Annotated in this window: 21 protein-coding genes, 1 tRNA gene and 1 pseudogene; 11 read left to right on the forward strand and 12 right to left on the reverse strand. The window is 74.5% G+C overall.

Annotation, left to right across the window (positions count from 1 at the left end; all coding sequences use genetic code 11):
* Nucleotides 1-24: 24 nt before the first annotated feature.
* The 5 genes from ACFWU6_RS25105 to treZ all read right to left on the reverse strand — a co-directional run bounded on the left by ACFWU6_RS25105 (nt 25) and on the right by treZ (nt 6,166).
* Nucleotides 25-696 carry a hypothetical protein gene (locus ACFWU6_RS25105; RefSeq protein WP_383983169.1) on the reverse strand — a complete coding sequence of 224 codons (672 nt, stop codon included), beginning with the start codon at nt 694-696 and terminating at the stop codon, nt 25-27.
* An 88-nt stretch (nt 697-784) separates the two neighbouring features.
* Nucleotides 785-2,818, reverse strand: coding sequence for an RICIN domain-containing protein (locus tag ACFWU6_RS25110; RefSeq protein ID WP_383983198.1), 2,034 nt, complete (start codon nt 2,816-2,818; stop codon nt 785-787).
* A 574-nt stretch (nt 2,819-3,392) separates the two neighbouring features.
* A tRNA-His gene (locus ACFWU6_RS25115) sits at nt 3,393-3,465 on the reverse strand.
* A gap of 215 nt (nt 3,466-3,680) precedes the next feature.
* A complete protein-coding gene (locus tag ACFWU6_RS25120) occupies nt 3,681-4,190 on the reverse strand; it encodes a hypothetical protein (RefSeq protein WP_383983171.1) in 510 nt (169 codons plus the stop codon).
* Between the two features lie 227 nt (nt 4,191-4,417).
* Nucleotides 4,418-6,166 carry a malto-oligosyltrehalose trehalohydrolase gene (gene treZ, locus ACFWU6_RS25125; protein ID WP_383800273.1) on the reverse strand — a complete coding sequence of 583 codons (1,749 nt, stop codon included), beginning with the start codon at nt 6,164-6,166 and terminating at the stop codon, nt 4,418-4,420.
* A 110-nt stretch (nt 6,167-6,276) separates the two neighbouring features.
* Here treZ and ACFWU6_RS25130 point away from each other — a divergent pair, with 110 nt between their 5' ends.
* Nucleotides 6,277-6,840: an FHA domain-containing protein gene (locus ACFWU6_RS25130; RefSeq protein ID WP_383983173.1), complete on the forward strand. Its 564-nt coding sequence runs from the start codon at nt 6,277-6,279 to the stop codon at nt 6,838-6,840.
* A gap of 53 nt (nt 6,841-6,893) precedes the next feature.
* On the forward strand, nt 6,894-7,073 hold the full coding sequence (locus ACFWU6_RS25135; RefSeq protein WP_383983175.1) for a hypothetical protein: 180 nt from the start codon (nt 6,894-6,896) through the stop codon (nt 7,071-7,073).
* On the opposite strand, the gene ACFWU6_RS25140 is transcribed toward ACFWU6_RS25135, so the two are convergent.
* Both ACFWU6_RS25140 and treY read right to left on the reverse strand, forming a co-directional pair.
* Complete coding sequence (locus ACFWU6_RS25140; RefSeq protein WP_383983177.1) at nt 7,070-8,359, reverse strand: M14 family zinc carboxypeptidase; 1,290 nt, start codon at nt 8,357-8,359, stop codon at nt 7,070-7,072. The genes ACFWU6_RS25135 and ACFWU6_RS25140 overlap by 4 nt on opposite strands.
* A 214-nt stretch (nt 8,360-8,573) precedes the next feature.
* The gene (treY, locus tag ACFWU6_RS25145) at nt 8,574-10,841 is read right to left on the reverse strand and encodes a malto-oligosyltrehalose synthase (RefSeq protein WP_383983179.1); all 2,268 of its coding nucleotides are present in this window, start codon (nt 10,839-10,841) and stop codon (nt 8,574-8,576) included.
* Between the two features lie 82 nt (nt 10,842-10,923).
* Here treY and ACFWU6_RS25150 point away from each other — a divergent pair, with 82 nt between their 5' ends.
* The gene (locus tag ACFWU6_RS25150; RefSeq protein ID WP_383983181.1) at nt 10,924-12,207 is read left to right on the forward strand and encodes an MFS transporter; all 1,284 of its coding nucleotides are present in this window, start codon (nt 10,924-10,926) and stop codon (nt 12,205-12,207) included.
* Here ACFWU6_RS25150 and glgX read toward each other — a convergent pair.
* The gene (gene glgX, locus ACFWU6_RS25155) at nt 12,192-14,306 is read right to left on the reverse strand and encodes a glycogen debranching protein GlgX (RefSeq protein WP_383800255.1); all 2,115 of its coding nucleotides are present in this window, start codon (nt 14,304-14,306) and stop codon (nt 12,192-12,194) included. The two genes, ACFWU6_RS25150 and glgX, sit on opposite strands and share 16 nt — an antisense overlap.
* Nucleotides 14,307-14,590: 284 nt before the next feature.
* On the opposite strand from glgX, the gene ACFWU6_RS25160 reads away from it, so the two are divergent.
* On the forward strand, nt 14,591-15,856 hold the full coding sequence (locus ACFWU6_RS25160; protein ID WP_383800252.1) for an SAV2148 family HEPN domain-containing protein: 1,266 nt from the start codon (nt 14,591-14,593) through the stop codon (nt 15,854-15,856).
* A gap of 185 nt (nt 15,857-16,041) precedes the next feature.
* Entirely contained in the window at nt 16,042-16,797 is a 756-nt protein-coding gene (locus ACFWU6_RS25165) for a 3'-5' exonuclease (protein ID WP_383800249.1), read from the forward strand.
* A gap of 99 nt (nt 16,798-16,896) precedes the next feature.
* Here ACFWU6_RS25165 and ACFWU6_RS25170 read toward each other — a convergent pair whose 3' ends face one another.
* Nucleotides 16,897-17,748: a phosphotransferase enzyme family protein gene (locus tag ACFWU6_RS25170; protein ID WP_383800393.1), complete on the reverse strand. Its 852-nt coding sequence runs from the start codon at nt 17,746-17,748 to the stop codon at nt 16,897-16,899.
* 151 nt (nt 17,749-17,899) lie between these two features.
* Here ACFWU6_RS25170 and ACFWU6_RS25175 point away from each other — a divergent pair, with 151 nt between their 5' ends.
* The 6 genes and pseudogenes from ACFWU6_RS25175 (at nt 17,900) to ACFWU6_RS25200 (ending at nt 24,156) form a co-directional block, all read left to right on the forward strand.
* Nucleotides 17,900-18,841, forward strand: a complete 942-nt coding sequence (locus ACFWU6_RS25175) for a carbohydrate ABC transporter permease (protein ID WP_383983182.1) — start codon at nt 17,900-17,902, stop codon at nt 18,839-18,841.
* Complete coding sequence (locus tag ACFWU6_RS25180) at nt 18,841-19,863, forward strand: carbohydrate ABC transporter permease (RefSeq protein WP_383983184.1); 1,023 nt, start codon at nt 18,841-18,843, stop codon at nt 19,861-19,863. The genes ACFWU6_RS25175 and ACFWU6_RS25180 overlap by 1 nt, the downstream gene beginning before the upstream one ends.
* On the forward strand, nt 19,863-21,170 hold the full coding sequence (locus ACFWU6_RS25185) for an ABC transporter substrate-binding protein (protein WP_383983186.1): 1,308 nt from the start codon (nt 19,863-19,865) through the stop codon (nt 21,168-21,170). The genes ACFWU6_RS25180 and ACFWU6_RS25185 overlap by 1 nt, the downstream gene beginning before the upstream one ends.
* A 56-nt stretch (nt 21,171-21,226) precedes the next feature.
* Nucleotides 21,227-22,464 (forward strand): annotated as a pseudogene (gene mgt / locus ACFWU6_RS25190) (macrolide-inactivating glycosyltransferase).
* Between the two features lie 76 nt (nt 22,465-22,540).
* Nucleotides 22,541-23,101, forward strand: a complete 561-nt coding sequence (locus ACFWU6_RS25195; protein ID WP_383800237.1) for a DUF1697 domain-containing protein — start codon at nt 22,541-22,543, stop codon at nt 23,099-23,101.
* Nucleotides 23,102-23,154: 53 nt separating this feature from the next.
* The gene (locus ACFWU6_RS25200) at nt 23,155-24,156 is read left to right on the forward strand and encodes a ketopantoate reductase family protein (protein WP_383983188.1); all 1,002 of its coding nucleotides are present in this window, start codon (nt 23,155-23,157) and stop codon (nt 24,154-24,156) included.
* 109 nt (nt 24,157-24,265) lie between these two features.
* Here ACFWU6_RS25200 and ACFWU6_RS25205 read toward each other — a convergent pair whose 3' ends face one another.
* From ACFWU6_RS25205 to ACFWU6_RS25215, 3 genes are read right to left on the reverse strand one after another with little or no spacing between them, the layout of a single operon-like run.
* Nucleotides 24,266-25,030 (reverse strand): sirohydrochlorin chelatase, encoded by a 765-nt coding sequence (locus ACFWU6_RS25205; protein ID WP_383811219.1) that lies wholly within the window; start codon nt 25,028-25,030, stop codon nt 24,266-24,268.
* 7 nt (nt 25,031-25,037) lie between these two features.
* On the reverse strand, nt 25,038-25,940 hold the full coding sequence (locus ACFWU6_RS25210) for an ABC transporter permease (RefSeq protein WP_383811216.1): 903 nt from the start codon (nt 25,938-25,940) through the stop codon (nt 25,038-25,040).
* Nucleotides 25,927-26,748, reverse strand: coding sequence for an ABC transporter ATP-binding protein (locus ACFWU6_RS25215; protein WP_383811213.1), 822 nt, complete (start codon nt 26,746-26,748; stop codon nt 25,927-25,929). The genes ACFWU6_RS25210 and ACFWU6_RS25215 overlap by 14 nt, the downstream gene beginning before the upstream one ends.
* Nucleotides 26,749-26,774 lie beyond the last annotated feature (26 nt).

Consider the following 26,774-nt stretch of genomic DNA (forward strand, 5'->3'; position numbering starts at 1 on the left):
CTAGTGCTGTGACCGGTCACCGCACTAGCGCATGCGGCGGGCGCGGCGGCGGCGCAGCAGGACGCCGGCCGCCGCACCGGTCAGGGCGGTCACCGCGACGCCGGCCGTGGTCCACCACAGGGCGGGGCCGGAGGTGGTGGCCGAATCCTGCTCGGGCTCCGAAGCGGCGGGCGCGGGAGCGGCCGCGGCCGTGGCCGGCGCCGGCGCCGGAGCCGACACGGACGCGGCGGGCGCGGCCACGGGAGGGACGGCGGCCGTGCCGCCGGTGGCCGGCGCAGGATCCACCACGGGGACGCCGAATTCGAGCTCGCCGTGGCCCAGGGCGGGGAAGCCCACGTCCACGCTGACCTTCCAGGCGCCCGGCGGCAGGGCTTCGGCGGTGGTCCACCCGGAGGGCGGCGCGAGGGGGTCGCGGATCAGGCGCCAGGGTCCGAGGGACCGGGGGGCGCCGTCGGCGCTGACCGCGTTCACGGTGGCGGCGACCGCCTCGTCGACGGCGTCGCCGTCGTTCTCCCAGGTGACGTCGGCCGTGACGCGGCCCTCGCGCTGCCCGGTGACGACCACCTTGACGGTGTCGCCGTGGGCCAGGGCGGTGGCGGGCGCCAGCAAGAGGAGGCCCAGGGCGGCCAGGAGGCTCAGTGCGGCCGGGTGGCTCAGTGCGGCCGGGAGGGCCGGGAAAGCGGTTCGTGTGCGCATCGTTGCGGTGCTCCGGGTGGGGAGGAGGGGCCGGCGGACGGCCTTCAGGGGAGGCCGTCCGCCGGGGTGGGAGGGGCGGTTCAGGCCGTCAGCCGGCCTTCTGGACGGTCCACAGCTGCGCCGCACCGCCGTCCGCGCGCTGGAGTTCGAGCAGCCAGCTCCCGTAGTAGGGGCGGCGGCTCACGGTCAGGGCGAAGCCGCCCCCCGCATCCGTGACGACCACCGCGCCACCGCGGGACGTCGTCTTCCAGGCCTGCGCCGCGCCGTTGCCGCATTGCTGCTGGGCGATCCACATGCCCGCCGTCGGGTTCCCGCCCGGCTGGAGGCACTTGCCGGACGCCGCCGAGCGGATGCGGACCAGGCCGTTGCCCGCGTCGTCGAAGTACCACTGCTGCTGCGCGTACCCGTTGGCGCGCGATCCGACGAGCACGGTGCCGTCGGCGGTGCGGCCGCCCCACAGTTCGGCGGCCATGCCGGAGCTGCCGTTGCCGAGCGTGTACCGGCTGCCGGGGGTCGTCGCGCCACCGCCCGCCTTGGGTGTCTTGAACGCCGCCGCCCTGCCGGGCCCGCTGTCACGCCCGGAGCCGTCGCGGACCGACACGGTCACCGAGTACGAGGTGTCCGGCTGGAGGTTGTAGACGCGCAGCACCGGAGCCTGGACCCACGTCAGGTGCTTGCCGTTGATGAGCACCTGGTACCAGGCGGCGCCCTCGACCTTGGGCCAGCTGACGACCGCCGAGGTGGACTGGATCTGGGCGGCCGTCACGGCCGGCCCGCCACCGGGCTTCTTGGTCGGCGTCGGCGAGGGCTTCTTCGTCGGGCTCGGGGTCGGGCTCGGGTTCGGCCCGGGGTCGGTGCCGCCCCCGCCGCCGCCCTTGGCCTTCATCAGGAACTGGTTGTCCGCGATGTTCCAGTGCGTGGACAGGTAGCTGCCGGCCTTGGGACTGGTGTGGAAGTAGTCGTCGTGGTTGCAGTCCAGGATGTTCTCGGCGGCCTGGTTGGTGCAGACGTTGCGCATCTTCGGGTAGTTCGGCGAGTCCGAGTAGCACATGACGTCGAACTCGTCGGTGCAGTGCGCGCCCAGGCTGGTGTTGGGCGCGCTGTTGTTCACCGCGCCCAGGTTGTGCCCGAGTTCGTGCGCGGCGGTGTGCCCGCCCCAGCAGCCGGAGTCCGTACGGCCGTAGGAGGGGCCGAAGTTGCTCAGGTTGGCCTGACCGGGCCGCTCGTCGCCGTTGAAGGTGCCGATGCCGCAGTAGACCTGCGTGTCCGCGAAGATCATGTACTTGCGGTCCCGGCGGTCCAGGCCCTTAGCGGCCAGGGCCGCGTTGGTCGCGCTGAACTCGGACAGCGCCGAGTCCGGGAGCTCGATGTTGAGCACCGTCGGCGTGCAGTCGGCCGCCGTCACGTAGCGGATGTGGCGCACTCCGCCGGTCTCCTGGGCGCTCGCCGAGTAGATCAGGTCGGCGTCGGCGGCCCACTTGCGGAACGAGGCGGCGTACTGGGAGAAGCGGTCCTTGCCGGGGCCGTGCACGTACACGACCTGGACGCGGTTGCCGGTGCTGCCGTCGCCGTCGCACTGGACGGTCTGGCCGGCCGGACCGGCGGCGACCGCCTTCTCGCCGGCCGAGGGTGCTGCGGCGGGAGCGGGGGCGGCCGCGACGGCCTTGGCGGAGCCGGCGTCGGCGGCGGGCGCGTCCTGAGGACGCCCGCCGCCCTCGGTGGTGGCCGGGTCCTCGGCCGCGGGGCGGGCGGGATCTGCAGCCGCCGCCGTGACGGCGACGGCCGGGGGTATCTCCTTCTTGATGTCGACGCCCTTGGGCGGGGCGTCGGGCCCGTGGGTGCACAGGCCTGCGCCGGTGCGGTAGACGCCGACGCACCGGTCGCCCTTCGGGGCCGCCTGGAGGCCGTCGTACACCATGCCGCGGGCGTGCTCGTTGGCGGGCGCGCCCGCGATCGGGGCCGGCTCCTCGTCCCGGGCGGCCGCCGCGGCCGGTACGGCCACCGCCGCGTCGGCCCCCGCGGCCTGCGCGGTGGAGGCCGCCTGGGCGCCGTCCCCGATCCCGGAGTAGGCGATACCGGCGGCGATCACCGCCGCCGTGGCGGTGGCGGCGGTCAGCAGCACCAACCGCCGGGGTCTGCGCCGGTGTTCCGCCCGTCTGCGATTCCCTGTCATGCGCACCTCAAATCCTGATCGGAGTGACTGGGTCCGCGGAAGCCTGCCAGACGGATGCGCCGGAGAATTCGGACAAACGGGAGGGCGCCCCAGGAAATCATTCCGTTACCTATGAGGCGGATTTGACGAACACTCAATTACCGTAAGGGAAAGGTAAGTTGAGGACGAGTGGCGGTAATGGTCCAGGCCTTCAAGGTGACGTCGTTATTGAATCGAAATAATCAGGGAGGGTCTATTGACGGGAATTCAGTCAGGTATTCACCTAATTACTACCTGTCGAATTCCCTTCGTCACGACCCGTGAGGGAGCGGGCCGTGCGGCCCCGGCGGGCGCCGCTCGCGGGACGATCCTCGGTGCGACCGCGCCCCGGCCGGATGATCTCCGTCGCCGGTTCTGCCGTTCGGCCTGCGTGCCGAGTGGGACATCGGGGTCCCCGTCGCGGGGTGGGGGAGGGGAGGGCGGGCGCGCAGAAAACCCGTGAGGGGTACGAGGCGGACCTCGTACCCCTCACGGGTTTCAACAGGGTGAGTGACGGGACTTGAACCCGCGGCCACCTGGACCACAACCAGGTGCTCTACCAACTGAGCTACACCCACCACGAAGGGTGGCGGACCACCCGTTCGATGTGCATGCACAGCATAGCCGATCGGCCGGGTGGTTCCGCGACGCCTTATCCCGCCGCCGGGCCCTCCGCCCCGGCCCGGCCCGCCGCCCCCGCGGGGGCGGCCACCGCCTCGACGGACGGAGCCCTCTCCGGAAGTCGTGGACGTCGTGGAGGGGGCGCCCGCCCGGCGCGCCTCGCGGTGCGGGGTCAGCAGCCGCCGCAGTTGTAGAAGGTCACGTCCCAGTGGTTGCCCTCGTCCGCGTAGACGTTGCCGGCGCCGGACCTCCACTGCGGGGCGCCGTCACCGCGGACACCGATGTAGGTGAACGTGTTCTTCACGTAGGTGGTGACGCAGGTGCTCTTGCCGAAGTCGAGCTTGTAGCCGTTCCAGTGCGAGTAGGTACCGTCGGCGTGGCCGGTCTCCGTGCCGCCGGTGATGTTCAGGGCGCAGCCGCTGGCGCTCCTGAGCGTCTGGGCGCCCTGTGCGGTGGCGAGGTTGAGCTGGTCGAAGGACGTGCAGGTCGGGTTGTTGCGGTTGGAGCAGCCGCCGGACGAGGACCAGGTGATGCCGGAGCTGCGGAACATCGAGGTCGCGGTGGAATGGCTGATCTTGGTGGCCGCGTGCGCGGCGGTGGCGCCGCCGATGACGCCTACTCCGGGGGCGACCAGTGCGCCCAGGACGAGGCCGAGCGAGGTGAGGACCGAGCGGAGTCTCATGGGGTTGCCTCCTGCTGATGGCCGTGACAGGGGGGACGGCAGTGCGGGGTGTGCCCGGCGTATGGACCGGCAAGGAGGATGGTGGCCCAGGTCTACGCGCGTCCGCCAGAGGGCGGAGGCGCCTTTCTGCCCGCCCCGTCCTCGACGGCACCGGCCGCGTCCTCGACGGCACCACGCACGAGCCGCAGACCGCCGCCCGCGCAGACCGCCGCCCGCGCGGTCCGCCGTCACGGCCCGAGGACGACCGCCGACTCGCCCGGTACGTGCACCCGGCCGTCCGCCCCGGGCTCCTCCAGCGGCTCCCACGCGGCCAGCACCCGCACGCCGTTGCGCCCCAGGGCGATCGTCGCCGGATCCGGGGAGAGGTTCACGACGACCCGCACGTCGCCCCGCCGGAAGGTCAGCCAGCGGCGCTCCTCGTCGTGGGCGACCCGGACCGCCGCGAGGTCCGGGTCCCGCAGGTCCGGATGGGTGCGGCGGAGCGCGACCAGGGTCCGGTACCAGGCCAGCAGGCGGGCGTGGCCGCCCTGGCCGGGCTCCGTCCAGTCCAGGCAGGAGCGGTCCCGGGTGGCCGGGTCCTGGGGGTCGGGGATCTCCTCGGCCTTCCAGCCGTGCGCGGCGAACTCCCGGCGCCGGCCCGTCCGTACGGCCTCGGCGAGCTCCGGGTCGGGATGGTCGGTGAAGTACTGCCAGGGGGTGCCCGCGCCCCACTCCTCGCCCATGAACAGCATCGGTACGAACGGCCCGGTCAGCGCCACCGTCGCGGCGCACGCCAGCAGCCCGGGGGAGAGGGTGGCGGCGAGCCGGTCGCCGAGGGCCCGGTTGCCGATCTGGTCGTGGGTCTGGGTGTAGCCGACGAAGCGGTGGGCCGGGGTGCGGCGGCGGTCCACCGGGCGGCCGTGGGCACGGCCCCGGAAGGAGGACCAGGTGCCGTCGTGGAAGAACGCCCGCGTCATCGTCTTGGCGAGGGCGGCCAGCGGCGCCTCGGCGAAGTCGGCGTAGTACGCCTGGGACTCGCCGGTCAGCGCACAGTGCAGGGCGTGGTGGAAGTCGTCGTTCCACTGGGCGTGCAGACCCAGCCCGCCGCCGGCGCGCGGAGCCGTGGTGCGCGGATCGCACCGGTCGGACTCGGCGATCAGGAACAGCGGCCGGCCGGTCTCCGCGGCCAGCTCGTCCACGGCCGCGGCCAGTTCCTCCAGGAAGGTCAGCGCCCGCTCGTCGGCCAGCGCGTGCACGGCGTCCAGGCGCAGCCCGTCGATCCCGTAGTCGCGCAGCCAGGCCAGCGCACTGCCGAGGAGGTACGCGCGCACCTCGTCGGAGCCGGGCGCGTCCAGGTTCACCGCCGCGCCCCAGGGGGTGTGGTGGGTGTCGGTGAAGTACGGGGCGAAGGCGGGGAGGTGGTTCCCGGACGGGCCGAGGTGGTTGTGGACCACGTCCAGCACCACGCCGAGGCCGGCCTCACGGGCGGCCGCCGTGAAGCGGGCCAGCCCGGCCGGACCGCCGTACGGCTCGTGCACCGACCAGGGGGCGACCCCGTCGTACCCCCAGCCGTGCCGGCCGGGGAAGGAGCAGACCGGCATCAGCTCCACGTGCGTGACGCCGAGGGAGGTGAGGTGTCCCAGCCGGGCGGCGGCCGCGTCGAAGGTGCCCTCGGGGGTGAAGGTGCCGATGTGCAGCTCGTACAGGACGGCGTCCTGGAGCGGGATCCGCGGGTGCGGGGCGCCCCGCGGCGCGAGCGCTTCGAAGTCGACCACCGCCGACAGGCCGTCGGGCCCGTCGGGCAGCCGCCGCCCGCGGGGGTCGGGCCGGGGGAGGGGGTCGTCGCCCAGGAGGAACCCGTACCTGCTCCCGTCGGAGGCCGGGGCCTGCGCCACCCACCAGCCGTTTCGGCCCCGATCCGGTGCCATGTCGTACGTCGCGTCGTCGAGTCGCAAGGCGACATGACCTGTCAGTGGTGCCCACACCTCGAACTGCACGGACGGTCCCCTCGTCTCCGGCGGTGTCCAGCATGCGTATCCTGCCCATCATTCCGGGCCCGGCGGGGGAGTTCTGGACACTCCGGCCCCGACGGGCCGACAATCACCCTGTGACGTCCAGTTTCGAGTTCCCCGCCTTTCCCGCGCCGCGGCTCTCCGACGCCGAGCGCGACCGGGCGCTGGGCCAGCTCAGGGAGGGCGCCGCCCTCGGCAAGCTGTCCCATGACACCTTCCTGCGGCGGATGGAACTGGCCCTGGTCGCCAGGCGCTCCGAGGACCTCGCCGTGCTCACCGCCGACCTGGAGGGCCGGAGCGCCGCCGAAGGTGCCTGGACCCGCCGGTTGTTCGGGTGGGTGGGCCGGGTTTCCGCGGTGGGTGTCGGCGTCCGGCGCGCCTGGGCGGCGGAGAGACTGCCCGCGCTGCTGCTGCCGCACCCGAGCACGGGGGTCCTGCTGATAGGCCGCGATCCGCGCAGCGGCCTGCGGCTGACCCACGAGACCGTCTCGCGGGCGCATGCGGAGCTCGCGCTGCGGGACGGGCTGTGGGTGCTCAAGGACCTCGGGTCCACCAACGGGACCACCGTGAACGGGCACCGGGTGACGGGTTCGGCGGTGGTGCGGGAGGGGGACCAGATCGGCTTCGGGAAGATGACCTTCCGGCTGTCGGCGAACTGACGAGAGGCCCCCGGGGGTGCGCGGTGAGGGCCCCGGCGCGCAGGATGGCGGGCGTGGAACACACGCCGTCCGTGCGCCGAGCGCGCCCCGAGGACTTCCCCCGTCTGGTCGAGCTCGTCCACGAGCACGACTACGACCGGCTCGGCGCCACCGGGGCCCCCAGGCGCCGGTACTCCTGGACGCCCTCCGGCCCCGGCGCCCCGACCCCGGAACCGGCGCCGGCGCCGGGCTAGCCGGAGCGTGCCGCGAGCCGTTCGTACGTGGCCAGGACGGTACGGGACTGGTGCTCGACCTGGGTGGCCACCGGAACCCAGCGGGCCTGGAACCGGGCCGCGAACTCCTCGCACCAGCCCGTGACGAGGCGGTCCAGCCCCGGCGCGGCCTCGTCGCCCCGCGCGCGCAGCACCCGCAGCAGCATCGCGGCGGCCCGCAGGGACAGCCGCCGCCCGAAGGCGTCGATGCTGGCGACGTACGCCGCCGAGGCCTCCGCGGGAGCCCCCTCCCCGGTCCAGTCGAGGGCGATCCGGGGGATCAGCGCGAGCGTCCAGTCCACCGCGCGCAGCAGCGCCGCCGCGTCCGGGTCCCCGTACGGCGGCGGCCCCGGCCGTATCCCGTCCCGCACCCGGGACACCAGCGCGGTGTCCCGGGTGAGGCGTCCTGCGAGCACCCGCAGGGCGCCGCGCGGGTCGGGGTGCGGGGCCGGGTCGCCCACCAGGTCCGAGGCCCACATGGGGACCTCGACGATCGCGGTGGTGCCCGCGTACCGGTGGGCGTGGTACCAGGTGCTGAGCCGGGTCTCCTCCGGGTGGAAGGTCCCGGCCGCCTCCGTGCCGGGAGCCGGGATCACGAAGATCCCGGGGCCCGGGGACGGCCAGCCGGACGCGTCCGAGGCTCCGTTCTCCACCGGGATGTGCAGCTCGGCGGCCGATTTGGCGAACGGCTCGGCGAGCCCGGGTATGTCGCGGGTCAGCTGCACCCAGGAGCCGCCGAGGTCCGTGGCGTGCAGGGAGACCTGGAGGACGGGCCGCAGCTCGTCGATCAGGGCGGTCAGGGCCAGCGTCTCGGGCGGCAGCCGGTCCGGGGGCAGTAAGGACGGCGCCCACTCGGGCTGTTCGGGGCCGGGCGGCCGGAAGAAGTTCCGGTGGTAGTCGAGCAGCGAGTACGGGCGGGGCGTGCGGTGCAGCTCCGCGCCGTCCGGGTCGGCGCAGAGCAGGAAGTGCCAGCCGCAACCGGCCCGCGGCGCCGGATCGCGGAGCAGCCGCCGGGCGAGCGACAGCACGGTCGCGCCCCCGACGGGCTCGTTGGCGTGCGCGCCCGCGACGACCAGGACGTTGCGACCGGCGCCGGCCCCGGCGCCGGTGCCGCAGGAGTCGACGGACAGCACCCAGAGGGGCTGCCCGGCCCGGGAGGCGCCGACCTGGCGGAGCCGGACCGGGCCGGGGTTCTCGTCCACCAGCACGCGGGCGGCCAGGGCGAGTTCGTGCGGTGTGGGGTAGTGCATGTCACGGAGGAGGGTCACAAGGGATGCCATGCCCGCCCGGCACGCCCCCTACTGCTCCGGGCGCCTCCCGACTTCACCGAATCTCCCGAGAATCCCCTGGCCACGCCCCCTTCCCCGGCCGAGCCGCCGGTCCTCGCACACCCGTCCGGGGCGCGCGGCCACCCGCCCGGCGCGCGCGGCGCGGGACCGGTCCGGGGGCGCCGCCCCCCGACCGGCGCCCGCCGCCGCCGGGCTACTCCTGGCGGACCAGCAGCGCCACGGGCCAGGCGGACAGCAGCTCCTCCAGGGGCGCCTTCCCGGCGTACGGCCCCCCGTACGAGCCCTCCCGCACGGGCAGCGGCACCCACCGGCCCGGCGGCAGCGGGAGCACGGTGCCCCGCCAGCCCCCCGCCCCGTCCAGCCGGTGCGCGAGCCGGGTGGCCACCGCGACCAGGCCCGGGGAGCGGGCGAAGGCCAGGCAGTGCTCCGCCGCCGGGCCCCGGGCGGTCAGCGGGGCATACCCGGCGAAGAGCCCGGGCCGGGCCCGGCGCAGCCGCAGCACGGCAGCCGTGAGCGCGAGCTTCTCCTGCGCCGGGCCGTCCGGCGCCGCCCCCGCGTCCAGGCGGGCCAGGTCCCCGCGGGGGAAGCGGGCCGGACGCCGGTTGTCGGGGTCGACCAGGGCCCGGTACTCGGTCTCGGCGCCCTGGTAGACCTCCGGGACCCCGGGCATCGCCAGGTGCAGCAGCGCCGTGCCCAGGAGGTTGGCCCGGACCGCCCCCGCGAGCTCCGGCGGGAGCTCGCCGCCGGTACGGGCGTAGTCCGGGACGGTCGCCTCGTACGCCTCCTCCCGCTCCGTCCAGCTGGTGTGCAGGCCGGCCTCGCGGACCGCCTTGAGCAGGGCCTCCTCCAGGCGGGCCGGGGCCTCGGGGGCGTCCCCCAGGCCGAGCGCGGTCTGCCGGGCCACCCAGGCCAGCTGCGGATCGGGACCCGCGGGGCGGCCCATGGCCCGCGGCGCCTGCGACAGGACGGCGATCCGGGCCCGGACGTCCGCGCTGCGCTTGGTGTCGTGCGTGGACAGTACGGTCCCGGACCCGGGCCAGTCCCGGGCCAGCGCGGCGCAGTACGCGTGGAACTCCTCGACGGACACGGCGGGCTCTCCCGGTTCCCCGCCGACCTCGGTGGCCGACAGCAGCGGGGCGTACCGGTAGAAGGCGCGGTCCTCCAGGGACTTGGCGCGCAGCGCCGCCGAGGTCTGGGCGAAGCGGGCGGCGAAGGCGCGATCGTGCAGCAGCAGCTCCCGTACGGCGGACACCGCGCCCGCGCCGGCCGCCGCGGCCGCCCGCTCCACCGCCCCGGGGTCGGGCTCGGGTGCCTCGGGGTAGGGCCGGTAGACCGGGTAGGCGACGAGCAGCTCCCGCACCGCGGCGCCGAGATCCGGACCGGCCATGCGCTCCAGGGCGGCCAGCTCGGCGGCCAGGTCCCCGGTCAGCACCTGCCGTGCGCAGGCCTCGGCTTCCTGCTCCCACGGGGGCGTTCCGGTGAAGTCCCGGTACTGCCGGGCCAGTTCCGCGGTGCCCGCCGGATCGACGAAGACGCCGTCCACCCGGTGCAGCGCGTCGTACCCGGTGGTTCCCGCCACCGGCCACCCGGACGGCAGCCGCTCCCGGCGGGCCAGGATCTTCTCCACCACCACCCAGCAGCGGGGGCCCACGGCCTCGCGCAGCCGCCGCAGGTACCTCCCCGGGTCCGCCAGCCCGTCCACGTGGTCGATCCGGAGCCCCTCCACCACCCCGTCCCGTACCAGCTCCAGCACCTTGGCGTGGGTGGCCGCGAACACCTCGGGATCTTCCACCCGGACCCCGATCAGCTCCGCGATGGTGAAGAAGCGGCGGTAGTTGAGCGAGGTGCGGGCCTCCCGCCACGAGGCCGGCCGGTACCACTGCGCGGCCAGCAGCTCCGGCAGCTCCAGCCCTGCGGTGTCCTTGCGCAGCGGGAACTCCTGCTCCCCGTGGCGCAGCACGTCCCCGTCGACCCTGAGGTCGCACTCCCCGGCCGGTCCGGGGAGCACCGGCAGCAGCACCTGACCGCCGCCCGCCTCCCAGTCGATGTCGAACCAGCGGGCGAAGGGGGAGTCCGGGCCGTCCCGCAGCACCTCCCACAGCGGCCGGTTCAGCCGCAGCGGCGTCGGCACCGCCATGTGGTTCGGCACGATGTCCAGGACCAGGCCGAGTCCGTGCGCCCGCGCGGTCGCGGCAAGGGCGCGCAGACCCGCCTCGCCGCCCAGTTCGGCCCGCACCCGGGAGTGGTCGGTGACGTCGTACCCGTGGGCCGAGCCCGGGACCGCCTCCAGCACGGGGGAGAGGTGCAGGTGCGACACGCCGAGGGAGGCGAGGTACGGCACGGCGGCCGCGGCCGCGTCGAAGGGGAACTCGGGACGGAGCTGGAGGCGGTAGGTCGACGCGGGGGCGGAGGACGGCGGAACGTCAGGTTCCGGTGGGATGCGTGACGGCTGCTGGCTCATGAGAACGTACGTACCCAGCCTGCCGGATTCCGTGCCATCACCCCATGCATCCGGGTGACTGCACCGCGTTAATGTCGCTCGAGTGGTTGGAACCGTCAACACCTATCGACACGTCATCGCCCTGACCGGGCCCCTCCTCCCGTTCGTCTCGTTCCTCGCCCGACTGCCCGTCGCGATGTCCCAGTTCGGCAGCGTCCTGCTGGTCGCCCAGACCAGCGGATCGATCGCCACCGCCGCCGTCGTGGGCGGCAGCCTATCCTGCGGACAGGTGCTCGCCGGGCCCCTCCTGGGCCGGCTCGCCGACCGCCGCGGACAGCGGGTCGTCGTCCTGTCCGCCGCCGCGGTCAACGCCGTCGCGACCGCCGCGCTCGTGGCGGGCGCCCTCGGCCACCTCGCCACCGCCCCGCTCGCGGCCATCGGGGCCGTCGCCGGCGCCTCCGTGCCGCTGATCGGGCCGCTCGCCCGCACCCGCGCCGTGGCCCTGGCGCGCCGCGCGGAGTCCGAGGAGAGCGTCGTGGGCGCCGTTCACTCGCTCGAAGGCACCCTGGACGAGGTCTCCTTCGTCCTCGGCCCGGCCCTCGTCGGACTCGCCTCGATCGTCGCGCACCCCGCCATCGCCCTCGGCGGGGCCGCCGTCCTCGTCGCCGTCTTCGGAACCGCCTACGCGCTGCACCCGACCGCCGCCGTCACGGCCGGGGGCCCCGCGCGGCCGCCCACCGCGAAGGCGGACCGGGTCCGCCAACCGCGGGTGGTCCACGCCGTCCGCGGCTCCCTCGCCCTCCAGGGGGCCATGTTCGGCGCCTGCCAGGCCGGGATCGCCGCCCTCACCCTCCGGCTGGGCGTACCCGAGCAGGCCGCCGTCGTGTACGCCGCCATGGGCGTCGTCAGCGCCGCCGTCGGCATCTCGCTCGGCGCGCTCCCGGACCGCTTCGGGCTGCGGCTGCGGTGGCGGGTGGCCACGGCCGCCGCCCTCGTGCTCTCCGTACCGCTGCTCCTCACCGAGACGCTGTGGCCGCTGTACCTGGTCGTCACCGTCCTCGGGGCCGCCTACGCCCCGCACCTGATCACCGCGTTCGCCCTCACGGAACGGGTCGTGGAACCGGCCCGGCTCACCGAGTCGACGGCCTTCGCCGCCAGCTCCCTCGTCGCCGGGCAGGCGCTCGCCCTCCCGCTCGCCGGACGGCTCGCCGAGTCGTACGGGCCCTCCGCGGCCTTTGCCATGGTCGTCGGGGCGGCCGCGCTGTGCCTGGCCCTCGCCCTCACGACCCGGGTGCCCTCCGGCCGGGTCCACGACGGCGCCCCCGCCCCGGCCCGGCAGTCGGGCTCCCCGGCCGTCGGGGGGCCCACCGCCTACGCGGGCCGCTGAAGGACCACCAGCGACCGCCCCGCCAGCGCCACCCGGTCCCCCGCCGCGAACCGCGGCCCGGTACCGGGTGGCAGCACGTCCGCCCGCGCCGTGTCCACGACCAGGAGCCACTGAGCGCCGTGCCCCACCGGGACGGTGAAGTCCTGCGGCTCGGCACCGGCGTTGAACATCAGCAGGAACGAATCGTCGGTGATCCGCTCGCCGCGGGTCCCCGGCTCGGAGATGGCCTCCCCGTTGAGGAACACGGTCAGCGCCTTCGCGTGCTGGGCCTGCCAGTCCCGGGCCTTCATCTCCTCGCCGTACGGGGTGAACCAGGCGATGTCGGAGAGCTCGTCGTGGGTTCCCTCCACCGGCCGGCCGTGGAAGAAGCGCCGCCGCCGGAAGACGGGGTGGTCGCGCCGCAGCCAGACCATCTGCCGGGTGAACTCCAGCAGCGGCGGCGCCGGTTCGTCCGGATCGGGCCACTTCACCCAGGCCAGCTCGTTGTCCTGGCAGTACGCGTTGTTGTTGCCGCCCTGCGTCCGGGCGAACTCGTCGCCGTGGCTGAGCATCGGCACGCCCTGCGACAGCATCAGCGTCGCGATGAAGTTGCGCATCTGGCGCTCGCGCAGCTCCTGGACCTCGCGGTCCTCCGTCGGCCCCTCCACCCCGCAGTTCCAGGACCGGTTGTGGGTCTCCCCGTCCCGGTTGCCCTCGAGGTTGGCCTCGTTGTGCTTCTCGTTGTAGGAGACCAGGTCGTTCAGGGTGAAGCCGTCGTGGCAGGTGGTGAAGTTGATGGAGGCCAGCGGGCGCCGGCCGTCGTCCTGGTAGAGGTCCGAGGAGCCGGTCAGCCGCCCGGCGAACTCCGCCAGCGTGCGCGGCTGACCGCGCCACAGGTCCCGCACGGTATCGCGGTACTTGCCGTTCCACTCGGTCCACAGCGGCGGGAAGTTGCCCACCTGGTAGCCGCCCTCGCCCAGGTCCCAGGGCTCCGCGATCAGCTTCACCTGGCTGACCACCGGGTCCTGCTGCACCAGGTCGAAGAAGGAGGAGAGCCGGTCCACCTCGTGGAACTGCCGGGCCAGCGTCGCCGCGAGGTCGAAGCGGAAGCCGTCCACGTGCATCTCGGTCACCCAGTACCGCAGCGAGTCCATGATCAGCTGGAGCACGTGGGGGGAGCGCATCAGCAGCGAGTTCCCGGTGCCGGTGGTGTCCGTGTAGTGGCGGGGGTCGTCGCCCAGCCGGTAGTACGAGGCGTTGTCGAGCCCGCGGAAGGAGAGCGTAGGCCCCAGGTGGTTGCCCTCGGCGGTGTGGTTGTAGACCACGTCGAGGATCACCTCGATCCCGGCCTCGTGCAGGGCCCGGACCGCCGACTTGAACTCGAGCACCTGCTGGCCGCGGTCGCCCGAGGCGTAGCCGTTGTGCGGGGCGAAGAAGCCGATGGTGTTGTAGCCCCAGTAGTTCCTCATCTTGTCGTTGGCGAGCCGGTGGTCGTGGACGAACTGGTGGACCGGCATCAGCTCCAGCGCCGTCACCCCGAGCTTGGTGAGGTGCCCGATGACGGCCGGGTGGGCGAGCGCGCCGTAGGTGCCGCGCAGCTCCTCCGGGAGGTCGGGATGGCTCATGGTCAGACCCTTGACGTGGGCCTCGTACAGCACGGTGTGGTGGTACTGGTGCCGCGGCGGCCGGTCGTCGGCCCAGTCGAAGTACGGGTTGACCACCACCGAGCTCATGGTGTGCGGGGCGGAGTCCAGGTCGTTGCGCGAGTCGGGACGGCCGAAATGGTAGCCGTACACCTGTTCGCCCCAGGTGATGTCGCCCGCGATGGCCCGCGCGTACGGGTCCAGCAGCAGCTTCGCCGCGTTGCAGCGCAGCCCCCGCTCGGGCTCGTAGGGGCCGTGCACCCGGAACCCGTAGCGCTGGCCCGGCATGATGCCGGGCAGGTACGCGTGCCGGACGAAGGCGTCCGTCTCGCGCAGCTCCACGGCGGTCTCCGAGCCGTCGTCGTGGAGGAGGCACAGCTCGATGCGCTGGGCGACCTCGGAATAGACCGCGAAGTTGGTGCCGGCGCCGTCGTAAGTGGCGCCCAGGGGATACGCCTGTCCAGGCCAGACCTGCATAGATAACGACTCTTCCCGCGTTGTCGGAGGATGTCCCGGCTGATCCGACTGGACCACGTCACTGCCAGATCTTCCCCGAAAGAGAGATCCCACGCGTGGACTTGGGTTGGTCCTACCGGGTGACCCGTAGAGCTGACAGTCGGTTCGGCGGACGGTGCGGACATCGGACAATGGGTCAACGGGCGGCCCGTGTACGGACCATCGGGCTGCATCGGGCCGCACGCGCGGAGTACCCTTCCGTGATCACTGGAGACGGGCGTCCAGACGCAGAAGGCGGTGCACGGGTGAGCTCGGGAGGTCTGGAGCTGCCCCCTGGTGACAGCGGTCACGAGGGTGGCCCGGCGGACGCCGCGGCAGGCGGCGCGGCCGGCGTTCCGGCCGGGGCGGTCTCCCTGGCGGGCGGACCGGCGGAAGCCGGCGGCGTCCGGGCCGGAGCCGGGCTGGACTGGGGCGCGGACGCCTGGAGCGAGGTCCGTACGCGGGCACAGCGGGCGGGTCGTGCCTACATCTGGCTGAACCTCATCGAGCAGCGGCTGCGCGCGGTGGTGGGCGCGGTGCTGCGGCCGGTCTACGACCCGGTGCACGGCGGGGACGACTGGGTGGTCGCCGCCGCGGGACCCGCGGGGCAGGAGTGGGTGCAGCGGGCCGTCGCCGTGCGCGAGGTCAGCCGGCGCAAGGGCTACCTCCTGGACTCGGCCGACGACAACGTGCTGAGCTTCCTGACCCTGCCCCAGCTCCGCGAGCTGATGGTCCAGCACTGGCCCTGCTTCGAGCCGTACTTCGACGACCGGCGCGAGATCGAGCTGGCCCTGGACGAGCTGGAGGTCACGCGGAACGTGGTCTCCCGCAACCGGGCGCTGTCGCGCGCGGTGCTGGAGCAGGCGGAGCGGGCCTCGGCGCGGCTGCTGGAGGTCCTGGGCGGCGGCGCGGGCAGCCCCTCGGCGGACCGCCTGCCGATCGACGCCGTCGAGCACCTGGTGGGCGACCGGTACGCCGACGTCATCTCGGTCCATCCGGACCGGGTGCGGCTCCAGCGGCAGCTCCCGGCGGAGGACCTCTTCGGCGGCGCGCGGCGCCTCGACGCCATCGGCATAGGCCTCAACCTGCTCGTCCAGAACTTCTCGGGCCGAAGACTCGTCCGGCTCAGCGAGTCGGGCTGCCGGGTGCGGCTGGTGTTCCTCAACCCGGCGAGCAGCGCGGTCAAGCGGCGCGAGCGCGAGCTGGGGCTGCGCAAGGGCGAGCTGAGCCGTTCGGTGGAGATGAACATCCTGCACGTGCGCCGGGTCAGGGCGGGCCTGCGCGACCCCTCGCGCTTCGACATCCACGTCTTCGACGAGACCCCGCGCTTCACCGCCTACCTGGTGGAGGGGGAGTCCTCGGGGATCGCGGTGGTCCAGTCGTACCTGCGGCGGGCCCGGGGGATGGAGGCGCCGGTGCTGGTCCTGCGCGGCGGCGGGCGCGGGGTGCCGAAGGACTCCGAGCACGGGTTGTTCACCACGTACCGCGAGGAGTTCGAGTCGGTGTGGGAGGACTCCCGGCCGGTGTCGTGACACGAGGGGGACCCGTGGCGGAGCCGCGTCCCGCCCGCCCGCGGCCGCCCCGCCCGCCCGCCCACCTGCCCGCTCCGGCGGGCGCCCGAGGGCCTTCCCCGACCGGAGCCGCGGCCCGGCCGACCGCCCCGGCGGCGGGTCTGTCAGTGCCCCGTGTCAGGCTGAAAGCCGATGACCGAAGGCGTATGGGGGAGGGGCACGGGGTGGAGGACTGGCACGGCACGGGGGACTGGCACGGCGGTGTGCTGATCGGATTCGACCTGGAGACGACCGGCACGGAGCCGGGGGAATCGAGGATCGTGACGGCGGCCGTGGTGGAGGTGCGGGCCGGCGAGGTGCGCGAGCGGCGCGGCTGGCTCGCCGACCCGGGGATAGCCATTCCCGCACAGGCCTCGGCGATCCACGGGATCAGCACCGAGCGGGCCGTCGCGGAGGGCCGCCCGGTCCGGGAGGTCGCGGACGAGATCGCGGACGCCCTGGTCGGGCACTGGCGCCGGGGCGCCGTGGTCGTCGCGTACAACGCGGCCTTCGACCTGACGCTGCTGGCGGCGGAGCTGGCCCGGCACGGTCTGCCCTCGCTCGCCGAGCGGCTCGGCGGGGCGGATACCGGCCCGGTGGTCGACCCGCTGACCATCGACCGGGCCGTCGACCGCTACCGGCGCGGCAAGCGGACGCTGGAGGCGGTCTGCGGGGTCTACGGGGTCACCCTCGACGCCGCGCACGACGCGGGAGCGGACGCGCTGGCCGCGGTCCAGGTGGCCCGCGCGATAGCCGCCCGCCACCCGGAGGTGGCCTCGCTCACCCCTGCCGACCTGCACGACCGTCAGGGCACCTGGCACGCGCGCTGGGCCCGGGACTTCCAGTCGTACCTGCGCGGACGGGGCACCCCGGACGCCGTGATCGACACGGCCTGGCCGCTGCGGCAGTTCGCCCCGGCCTGAGGGTCCGTCCCGGGCCGGGGCGGGCCGGGCCGCCCGGTGCTGTGGCCCGGGCCGTCTCCTGCGGACCGCGGCGGCCCGCCGCGATCCGGAAGGGACGGCCTAGAAGGCGTGCCAGCGCAGCTCCCGGTCGCCGTCCCGCAGGGAGGCCACCCGGCGGCGGAACTCCGCGAGGGCGGCCGGATTGGCCGGGGCGTGCTGGGAGACCCAGGCGCAGCTGGCCGTCTCGCGGGCGCCGCGCAGGACCGCGCAGCCCGCCCAGTCCCGGACGTCCCACCCGTACGCCGTCACGAACTCCTCGTACGCCGACGCCGGCAGCCCGTACCGGTCGCGGGAGAGGGCCATCACCACCAGGTCGTGCTCGCGCAGGTCCGCCGACACGGTCTCCAGGTCGACCAGGACGGGGCCGTCCGGGCCCACGTGGACGTTGCGCGGCAGCGCGTCGCCGTGGACCGTGCCCGGGGCCAGGTGCGGGGTCAGGGCGGCCAGCTCGCCGGCGTAGGCGTCGCGCCGGGCCCGCAGGTACGCCGCGTCCTGCGGGTCGACGGCGTCACCGGCCAGCCGCAGCCAGCGCTCGACCCCGCCCAGCAGGTCCCGCGCCGGAAGGGCGAACGGCGGCCCGGGCAGGGCGTGGACGGCGCGCAGCAGCGCCGCGAGGTCCCCGGGGGCCGCCGGCCGGACCGCGTCCGGGAGCCGGTGCCACAGCGTCAGCGGACGCCCGTCCACCAGTCGCGGCTGCGGTTCGGCCGCGCGGACCGCGGGGATGCCGGACGCGGCGAACCACGCCGCCACCGCGAGCTCGCGTTCGGCGCGCTCCAGCAGCGCCGCCTCCCGACCCACCTTGACCACCAGGTCCCCGACGGCGAAGACGGCGTTCTCGCCGAACGCCAGGAGGGTCGGCGGCCCCGTGAGGCCCGCCGCCTTCAGTACGTCCCTGGCCTGCGCCTCGTCCATGCCGCTCGTCTCGTCCCTCGCCGGATCGCCGGACACCGTCGTGAATCCGCCAAGTCTCGCATCCCGGTGTGCGGCGCCTTGACGTGCCATCAGGGCCTGCGGACGATGGCCGAGGCAGATCCGGATGGTCCACCCGGAAGGCGGGTGCAGGGTGACCTCAGCCGTCAGGGCCCCGCAGACACGCGGGGCGCCGAGCACGCGGGAGCCGGACCGGCCGGCGGGCCCGCGCGCCGACCACGGGGCCTGGTTCCTGGTCCTGCCCGCACTGATTCCGATCCTGCTGCTCAGCGTCGGCCCGCTCCTCTACGGCATCGCCCTCGCCTTCACCGACGCCCAGTCCGGCCGGACCGCGACCACCCGGTGGGTGGGGCTGCTGAACTTCCAGGACCTGCTCCACGACCGGCTCTTCTGGGAGTCCTTCCGCATCGGCCTGCTGTGGGCGGTGGGCGTCACCGTTCCGCAGTTCCTGCTGGGTCTGGGCCTCGCCGTGCTGCTCAACCAGAACCTCCGCTTCCGCTGGCTGGCCCGGTCGCTGGCGATCATCCCGTGGGCGATGCCCGAGGTGGTCGTCGCCGTCATGTGGCGGCTCGTCTACCACCCCGACGCGGGGGTGCTGAACGAAGCGCTGTCCGGCCTCGGCCTCGGCGGGGACACCGACTGGCTCAGCGGTCCGGGCACCGCCCTGCCCGCCGTCGTCGTGGTCGGGGTCTGGGCGGGCATGCCGCAGACCACGGTCGCCCTGCTGGCCGGCCTCCAGAACACCCCGCACGAGCTGCACGAGGCCGCCGCCCTCGACGGCGCCGGCGCCTGGCGCCGCTTCCTGGCCGTGACCTGGCCGGCGATCAGGCCCGTGGCCCTGGCCGTCTGCGCGCTCAATCTCATCTGGAACTTCAACTCCTTCGCCCTGGTCTACGTCCTGACCAGCGGTGGTCCCGGCGGCCGGACCCGGCTGCCGATGCTGTTCGCGTACGAGGAGGCCTTCCGCTACGGCCAGTTCGGGTACGCCGCCGCCATGGGCTGCGTGATGGTCGCGGCGGTCTCCGTGCTGCTCGCCGTGTTCCTGGCGGGCCGGCTGAGGAAGGGCGGGGACTGATGGAGGGGACGGCGGCGGGGCGGGACCGGGCGGGGCGGAACGGCGCGGGGCGGGACCGTGCGGAGCAGAACCGCTCGGGGCCGGACCGCCCGGGGCGGGTACCGCCGGCCCGGGGTCCCGCGTACCGGGAGGAGCCGCCGGCCCGGAGTCCCGCGTACCCGGGCGGGACGGGTCCGCCGCGCCGCCGCGCCCGCGGCCGGTCCGCCGCGCGGGCCGGGCAGTACGCGGCGCTCAGCGCCTACCTCGTCTTCCTGGTGTTCCCGTTCCTGTGGCTGCTCTCCACCGCCCTCAAACCGGCGCGCGAGCTCGGCAGCCCGCACCCCGGCTGGATCCCGCGGGACCCCACCCTCGGCAACTTCCGCCAGGCCTTCGCCGAACAGCCGCTGCTGCACGCGGCCCTGAACAGCCTGACCGCCGCGGTGTGCGCCGCCGTGATCGCGGTGCTCCTCGCCACCCCGACGGCCTTCGTCCTCGCCCGCCGCCGCGGCCGGCTGTCCGCCGCCGCCACCGGCTGGGTCGTCGTCAGCCAGGCCTTCCCCTTCGTCCTGGTGATCATCCCGCTGTTCCTGGTGCTGAAGAGCCTCCACCTCGTCAACTCGGTACCCGGCCTGATCCTGGTCTACGTCGTCTGGTCGCTGCCGTTCGCGCTGTGGATGCTGACCGGCTACGTCCGGGCCGTGCCGCCGGAGCTGGAGGAGGCGGCCGCCATGGACGGCGCCGGACGGCTGCGCACCCTGGTCTCGGTGGTCGCGCCCCTGCTGGCGCCGGGGATCACCGCCACCGCGCTGTTCGCCTTCGTCACCGCCTGGAACGAGTTCTTCTTCGCCCTGGTCCTCCTCAAAACCCCGCGGCAGCAGACGCTGCCGGTCGTCCTGACCCACTTCCTGGGCGCCGAGGGAGCCGCCGACCTGGGCCCGCTCGCCGCCGCCGCCTTCCTCGCGACCCTGCCCTCCCTCGTGGTCTTCTCGGTCATCCAGAAGCGGATCACCGGCGGCATGCTGGCCGGGGCGGTGAAGAGCTGATGCCGGCGCGCCGGCGCCTGGGCCCCGCGTGCGCGGCGCTTGCCCTGCTGGCCGGACTGCTCGGCTGCTCCGCGGGGGAGGGCGGCGGCCGCGGCGGCGCCGCAGTGGTCCGGCTGCGCTTCCAGTCGCTCGCCTGGCAGAAGGAGTCCGTCGACGCCACCCGGGCCCTGGTCTCCGAGTGGAACGCCGCCCACCCCGCCGTCCGGGTCGAGTACGTCCAGGGCAGCTGGAGCAGCGTCCACGACCAGCTGCTGACGTCCTTCGAGGGCGGGGAGGCCCCCGACGTCATCCACGACGCCTCCGACGACCTCGCCGACTTCGCCCACGGCGGCTACCTCGCCGACCTGCGGCCGCTGCTCTCCGACCGGCTGCGGGCCGACATCCCGGCCGCGAGCTGGCAGACCACCACCTTCGGCGCGGACGGCGGGGTGTACGGGGTCCCCTTCCTCCAGGAGCCCCGGGTCCTGATCGCCAACAGCGCCCTGCTGCGCGCCTCCGGGGTCCGCGTGCCCACCCCCGAAGCCCCCTGGAGCTGGGAGGAGTTCCGTGCGGCCGCCCGGCGGCTCACCGGGGAGGGCCGGTACGGGGTGGCCTGGCCGCTGAAGGACCCCGTCTCGGCGACCCTCAACCTCGGGCTGTCCGCCGGCGGCCGGCTCTTCCACCGCGGACCGGACGGGAAGGCCGTCATCCGCTGGACCGAGGGCGACGCCGTCGTCCCCGCCACGATCCGGGCCACGCTCGACACCGACCGCAGCGCCTCCCGCGCGACCCTCGGGATGGGCGGCTCCGACACGCTGCCCGGCTTCTTCGGCGGGAAGTACGCGATGGTGCCGCTCGGGTTCGCCTACCGCCAGCAGATCGTCCGCCAGGCCCCTGCGGGCTTCGCCTGGGAGGTGCTGCCGCCCCCGGCCGGGCCCGGCGGCCCGGCGCAGGGGGTGAGCCCGCAGACCCTCTCCATCGCCCGGGACAGCCCGTACAAGAAGGAGGCGGCGGCCTTCGTCGACTTCCTGCTGAGTCCCGCCAACACGGTCCGCCTGGCCCGCGGCGACTGGATGCTGCCGACCGGTACGCAGGCCCTGGCCGACCCGGCGCTGCACACCCCCGACCTCGGATGGGCCACCGGGGCGGCGCTCGCCGCGGGGCTGCGGCCGGCTCCCGCCCCGTCGGTGCGCGGCTATCCCGAGTGGAAGGACAAGGTCGCGACGCCGGCGCTCCAGGAGTACTACAGCGGGGCGATCGGCCTCGCGGAACTGGAGGAACGGCTGGTGGAGGACGGCAACCGGGTGCTGGCCCGGTACCAGCGCTGAGGCTGTCGCCGGTACCGGCGGCGGGGCTCGTCGTCCGGGCTGCCCGCCGAAAGCGATTGCACGAGACGTCTCGTCTCGTTACAGTCGGGTCATGACCGCAGCCAAGCCCGCCCACATCGCCATGTTCTCCATCGCCGCCCACGGGCACGTGAACCCGAGCATCGAGGTGATCCGGGAGCTCGTCGCACGGGGCCACCGCGTCAGCTACGCCGTCCCCGCCTCCTTCGCCGAACGGATCGCGGAAACCGGGGCCACCCCGGTGGTCTGGAGATCCACCCTTCCCACCGACGACGACCCCGAGGCCTGGGGCACCGAGCTCATCGACGCCGTCGAGCCGTTCCTCGACGACGCCGTGCAGGCCCTCCCGCAGCTCGCGGCCGCCTTCGAGGGTGACGAGCCGGACCTCGTCATCCACGACATCGCCGCCTATCCGGCACCCGTCCTCGCGCACCGCTGGGGCGTCCCCGCCGTCTCGCTCTCCCCGACCCTGGTCGCCTGGGAGGGGTACGAGGAGGAGATCGCCGGACCGGCGTTCGCCGAACTTAAGGCCTCCGAGCGCGGACGGGCGTACTACGCCAGGTTCGCCGCCTGGCTGGCGGAGAACGGCCTCGACGACCGGGTCGACCGGTTCCAGGGCCGCCCGCGCCGCAGCATCGTCCTGATCCCCCGGGCGCTCCAGCCGCACGCCGACCGCGTCGACCCCCGGGTCCACAGCTTCGTCGGCGCCTGCCAGGGCGACCGCACGGAGGCCCAGGGACACTGGCGGCGCCCGGAGTCGGCCGAGGGGAAGAAGGTGCTGCTGGTCTCGCTCGGCTCCACCTTCACCAAGCAGCCCGCCTTCTACCGCACCTGCGTCGAGGCCTTCGGGAACCAGCCCGACTGGCACGTCGTCCTGCAGATCGGCAGGTTCACCGACGAGGCCGAGCTCGGAGCGGTCCCCGCCAACGTCGAGGTCCACCGCTGGGTCCCCCAACTGGACGTCCTGCGCCAAGCCGACGCCTTCATCACCCACGCGGGAGCCGGCGGCAGCCAGGAGGGCCTCGCCACCGCCACCCCGATGGTGGCCGTCCCGCAGGCCGTCGACCAGTTCGGCAACGCCGACACGCTCGTCTCGCTCGGCGTGGCCCGGCACGTGCCGATGGCCGAGGCCGACGCCGCGACCCTCCGGGAGGCGGTCCTCTCCCTGGTCGCCGACCCCGAGGTGGCGGCCCGCTGCGCGGCCGTACGCGAGCAGATGGCCGCGGAGGGCGGCACGGCGCGGGCCGCCGACCTCATCGAGGCCGAACTGCCGTAGCCGAAGCGCCGAAGCCGGGCCGTCACGGCCGAACCGCCGCGGCCGGACTGTCACAGCCGCCCTCTAGGGTGCCCCCATGACGAAGGCCAGGACACACAGGTACGCGGCGCTGCTGCGCGGCGTCAACGTCGGCGGGAACAAGAGGGTCCCGATGGCGGAGCTGCGCTCCGTGATGGAGGGGCTCGGCCACGAGGAGGTGCGGACGTACCTGCAGAGCGGCAACGCCGTCTTCGGCAGCGCGCGGCAGGACCCGGCGGCGCTCGCCCGGGAGCTGGAGACGGCCATCGAGGCCCACTTCGGCTTCCGGGTGCCCTGCCTCGTCGTCGACGGGGCCCACCTCCGGGCCGTGGCCGAGGCCTGCCCGTTCCCGGCCGCCGAGCTGGAGGGCCGCCAGCTCCACGCGACCTTCTTCTCCGAGCAGCCCGGCGAGGAGCGGTTCGCCGCGATCGACGCCGCGGCGTACCTCCCGGAGGAGTACCGGATCGGCGACCGCGTCCTGTACCTCTACGCCCCCGACGGCCTGGGCCGCTCCCGACTGGCCGAGGCCCTCGCCAAGCCGGCCGTCGTCAAGGGCGTCGACGCGACCACCCGGAACTGGAACACGGTCGTCAAGCTCGTGGAGCTGACCGGCACCTGACGGGCGTCCGCCCCGCCGCCACCACCGGGCGCCGGATGTGCCAGGCTCGTGGCATGCGGTACATCATCATCGGCGCGGGCGCCGTGGGCGCCACCATCGGCGGACGGCTCGCGGAGGCGGGCGGCGAGGTCGTCCTCGTCGCGCGCGGCGCGCACGCCCAGGCCCTCCGGGCGGACGGGCTGCGGCTCACGACGGCCGGGGGGACCCGGGTGCACCGGCTGCCCGTCGTCGGCGCCCCGGCCGAACTCGGCGAGCTGCGCCCGGACGACGTCCTGCTGTTGACGGTGAAGACCCAGGACGCGATCGCCGCGCTCGACGCGTGGGGCGACGCGGAGGTCGCGGGCGGCGGCACGGCGGCCCAGCGGCTGCCGGTGCTCTGCGCGCAGAACGGCGTGGAGAGCGAGCGGCTCGCCCTGCGGCGCTTCGCGCGGGTGTACGGGGTGTGCGTGTGGCTGCCCTCCACCTTCCTGGAACCGGGAGTGGTCTCGGCGCTGTGCGCGCCGCTGACGGGCATCCTGCACCTGGGCCGGGCGGCCGGCGGCGCGGACGCGGTGGCCCGGGCGGTCGCCGCGGACCTCACGAAGGCAGGGTTCGAGGCGCCGGTCGTCGAGGACGTGATGCGCTGGAAGTACGCGAAGCTGCTGGGCAACCTGGGCAACGCCGTCCAGGCGACCACCGGCCCCGAGCCCGCACCGGCGAAGGGCGCCCTGCTGCTGCGCGCCGTCCGCGAGGCGAAGGCCGCCTTCCAGGCCGCGGGCGTCCCGTACGCCTCCGAGGCCGAGCAGTCGACGGCCCGCGACGGCAAGGTGGAGCAGCCCGCCGGAGTCCGCGGCGGCTCGTCGTGGCAGAGCCTGGCGCGGGGGACGGGCACGGTGGAGGCGGACTACCTCAACGGGGAGATCTCCCTGCTGGGCCGCATGCACGGGGTGGCGACCCCGGTGAACGACGTGCTGCGCCACGCGGCCAACATCTTCGCGCGGGAGGGCCTGCCGCCGGGGGCGATGTCCATCGAGGACCTGACCGCCCTGGCGGACGAGGCCGCGGCCCGCACCTGACCCGCGGGCCGGTGCCGTGCGGGCACGCCCGATCGGGACCGCCGCTCGGGCCTTACGGGCTCCGCGCGGACCCGGCCCCGGACGCCGACCGGGGCCGGGCCGTGCCGGCCTAGGCCGCGAGGGTGGCGGCGCGCGCCGGAGCGGCGACGGCGCCGTCATAGCGGCGCAGCAGCAGGCGGGCCAGTTCCGGGGCCGGGCCCAGGACGTCCGACACCAGGTCCGCGCCGGCCGCCCCGGCACCCGCCAGGATGCGGTCCGGGAGCCGGCCGGGCGCGATGACGTACGGGGCAACCACCACGCGGCGGTGGCCCTCGGCCCGCAGTTCCCGTACGGCGTCCTCCGTACGGGGAAGGGCAGCGGAGGCGAACGCAGGCCGCACGGCGCACCAACCGGTGTGCCGCCACTCCCGCGCGGTTTCAGCGATCACTGCGATCGCCTCCGGGTCCGAGGAGCCGGCGGACGCGAGCACCACGGCGGTGCCGGCGCGGTCCGCCGGGGTGAGGCCGGCTTCGGCGAGCCGGCGCTCCAGGGCGGAGATCAGGAGCGGGGACGGGCCGAGGACCTCGGCCACCCGCACGGCGAGCCCCGGCAGCCGGGCCGCCGACTCCGACAGCGCCGCCGGGACGTCCGCCTTCGCGTGGAAGGCCCGCGTCAGCAGCAGCGGCAGGGCCACGACCTCCCGTACGCCCGAGGCGTGCAGCGCGGACAGGACCTGCTCGACGCGCGGGGCGTTGAAGTCGAGGAAGGCCGTCTCCACCCGCAGCCCGGGCCGCAGCGCCCGCGCGCGCCGGGTGAGGGCGTGCACGGTCGCTGCGTGCCGAGGGTCGCGGCTGCCGTGGGCGATGACCAGCAGGACGGGTCGTGCGCGGTACACGGCCCGCTCAGCTCTTGACCAGCAGGCCGCGGCTGCGCAGGACCCACCGCTCGACCGGGCTGAAGATCAACAGGTCGATGGCGATGCCGACCACCAGGATCAGCAGGATCGCGAGGAACACGCCCGGCAGGTCGATGTTGTTGCGGCCGTTCTCCAGCAGCTGGCCCAGGCCCAGACCCAGGTCGGGGGAGCTGGCGATGATCTCGGCGGCCATCAGCGAGCGCCAGGAGAAGGCCCAGCCCTGCTTCAGGCCGGCCAGGTAGCCCGGCAGCGCGGCCGGCATGACGATGTGCCGGGCCCCGCGCAGGCCGGTCGCACCCAGCGTCCGGCCGGCCCGCAGGAACAGCGGCGGGACCTGGTCGATGCCGGAGACGAGGCCGTTGGCGATGGACGGGACCGCGCCCAGCAGGATCACCGTGTACATCATGGCGTCGTTGAGGCCGAACCAGAGCACGGCCGGGGGCACCCAGGCCACCGACGGCAGGGACTGCAGCCCCTGGAGGATCGGACCGATCGCGGCGCGGACGAACTTCACCCGGGCGACGACCAGGCCGAGCGGGGTGCCGATGGCCAAGGCCATCAGGAAGCCGAGCAGACCGCGCGAGACGCTGGTCCAGATGACCTCCAGCAGCGTGCCCTTGGCCCACATGTCGGCCAGGCTGTCCCACACGGCGGAGAGGGCGGGGAGCTTGGTCTCGTCGGTGACCTCCGCCGCGACGAGGATCTGCCAGACGAGGAGGACGAGTCCGACGGCCAGCAGCGGGGGCAGGATCTTCTTGACGAGGACCTCGCGGACCGGGGTGCGGTGGGTCTCGATCGCGTCGAGGGCGTCGAGGCCCGCCTCCAGGCCGGCCAGGTCGTCGGCCTTGCCCCTGGCCGCGGCCTTCGGAGTGGTGTCAGTGCTGGCCATGACGGCGGATCTCCCCACGCAGGTGTTCAGTGATCTCCAGGGACAGCTCCGCGACGTCCGCGTCCTCGATGCGGCGCGGCTGCGGGATGTCCACGGTCCATTCCTTCGCGATCCGGCCGGGCCGGGAGGAGAGGAGGACCACGCGCTGGGCGAGCCGCACGGCCTCGCGCACGTTGTGCGTGACGAAAAGGACCGAAAGGTTGCCCGCGGCGGAGCCGCTCGTGTTCGCGGCGTCCCAGATGCGGGTGAGCTCACCGTGCAGCACATCGCGGGTGATCGCGTCGAGGGCCGCGAACGGCTCGTCCATCAGCAGCAGTTGACTGTCCTGCGCGAGGGCCCGCGCGAGGGCCACGCGCTGGCGCATGCCGCCCGACAGCTCGTGGACGCGCTTGCCGTACGAACCGCCGAGGCGGACCAGCTCCAGCAGCCGCTCGGCCTCCGGACGGCGCTCGGCCTTGGCCACCCCGCGCAGCCGCAGGGCCAGTTCGATGTTCTTGCCCGCGGTCAGCCACGGGAAGAGGGCGTGCTCCTGGAACATGAGGGCCGGACGGCCGCCGGGGGTCTCGATGGACCCCGCGGACGGCTTGTCCAGTCCCGCGACCAGGTTCAGCAGGGTGGACTTGCCGCACCCCGAGGCCCCCAGGATGGTGACGAACTCTCCGGGAGCGACATCGAGGCTGATGTCGTCCAGGACGAGCTGCGATCCGGCCGGGCCGGAGAAGGACTTCGAGACGTGCTCGATGCGGGCGGCGTGCGCGTACTGCTCCGCTACGGTGCCCTCGGCAGCCTTGGCAAGCGTGGTGGCCATGGTCGTCACCTCCTGGGGTTGCTGGA

Origin of the sequence: Streptomyces sp. NPDC058674 (genome assembly GCF_042716505.1) — a bacterium.
Lineage (GTDB): Bacteria > Actinomycetota > Actinomycetes > Streptomycetales > Streptomycetaceae > Streptomyces.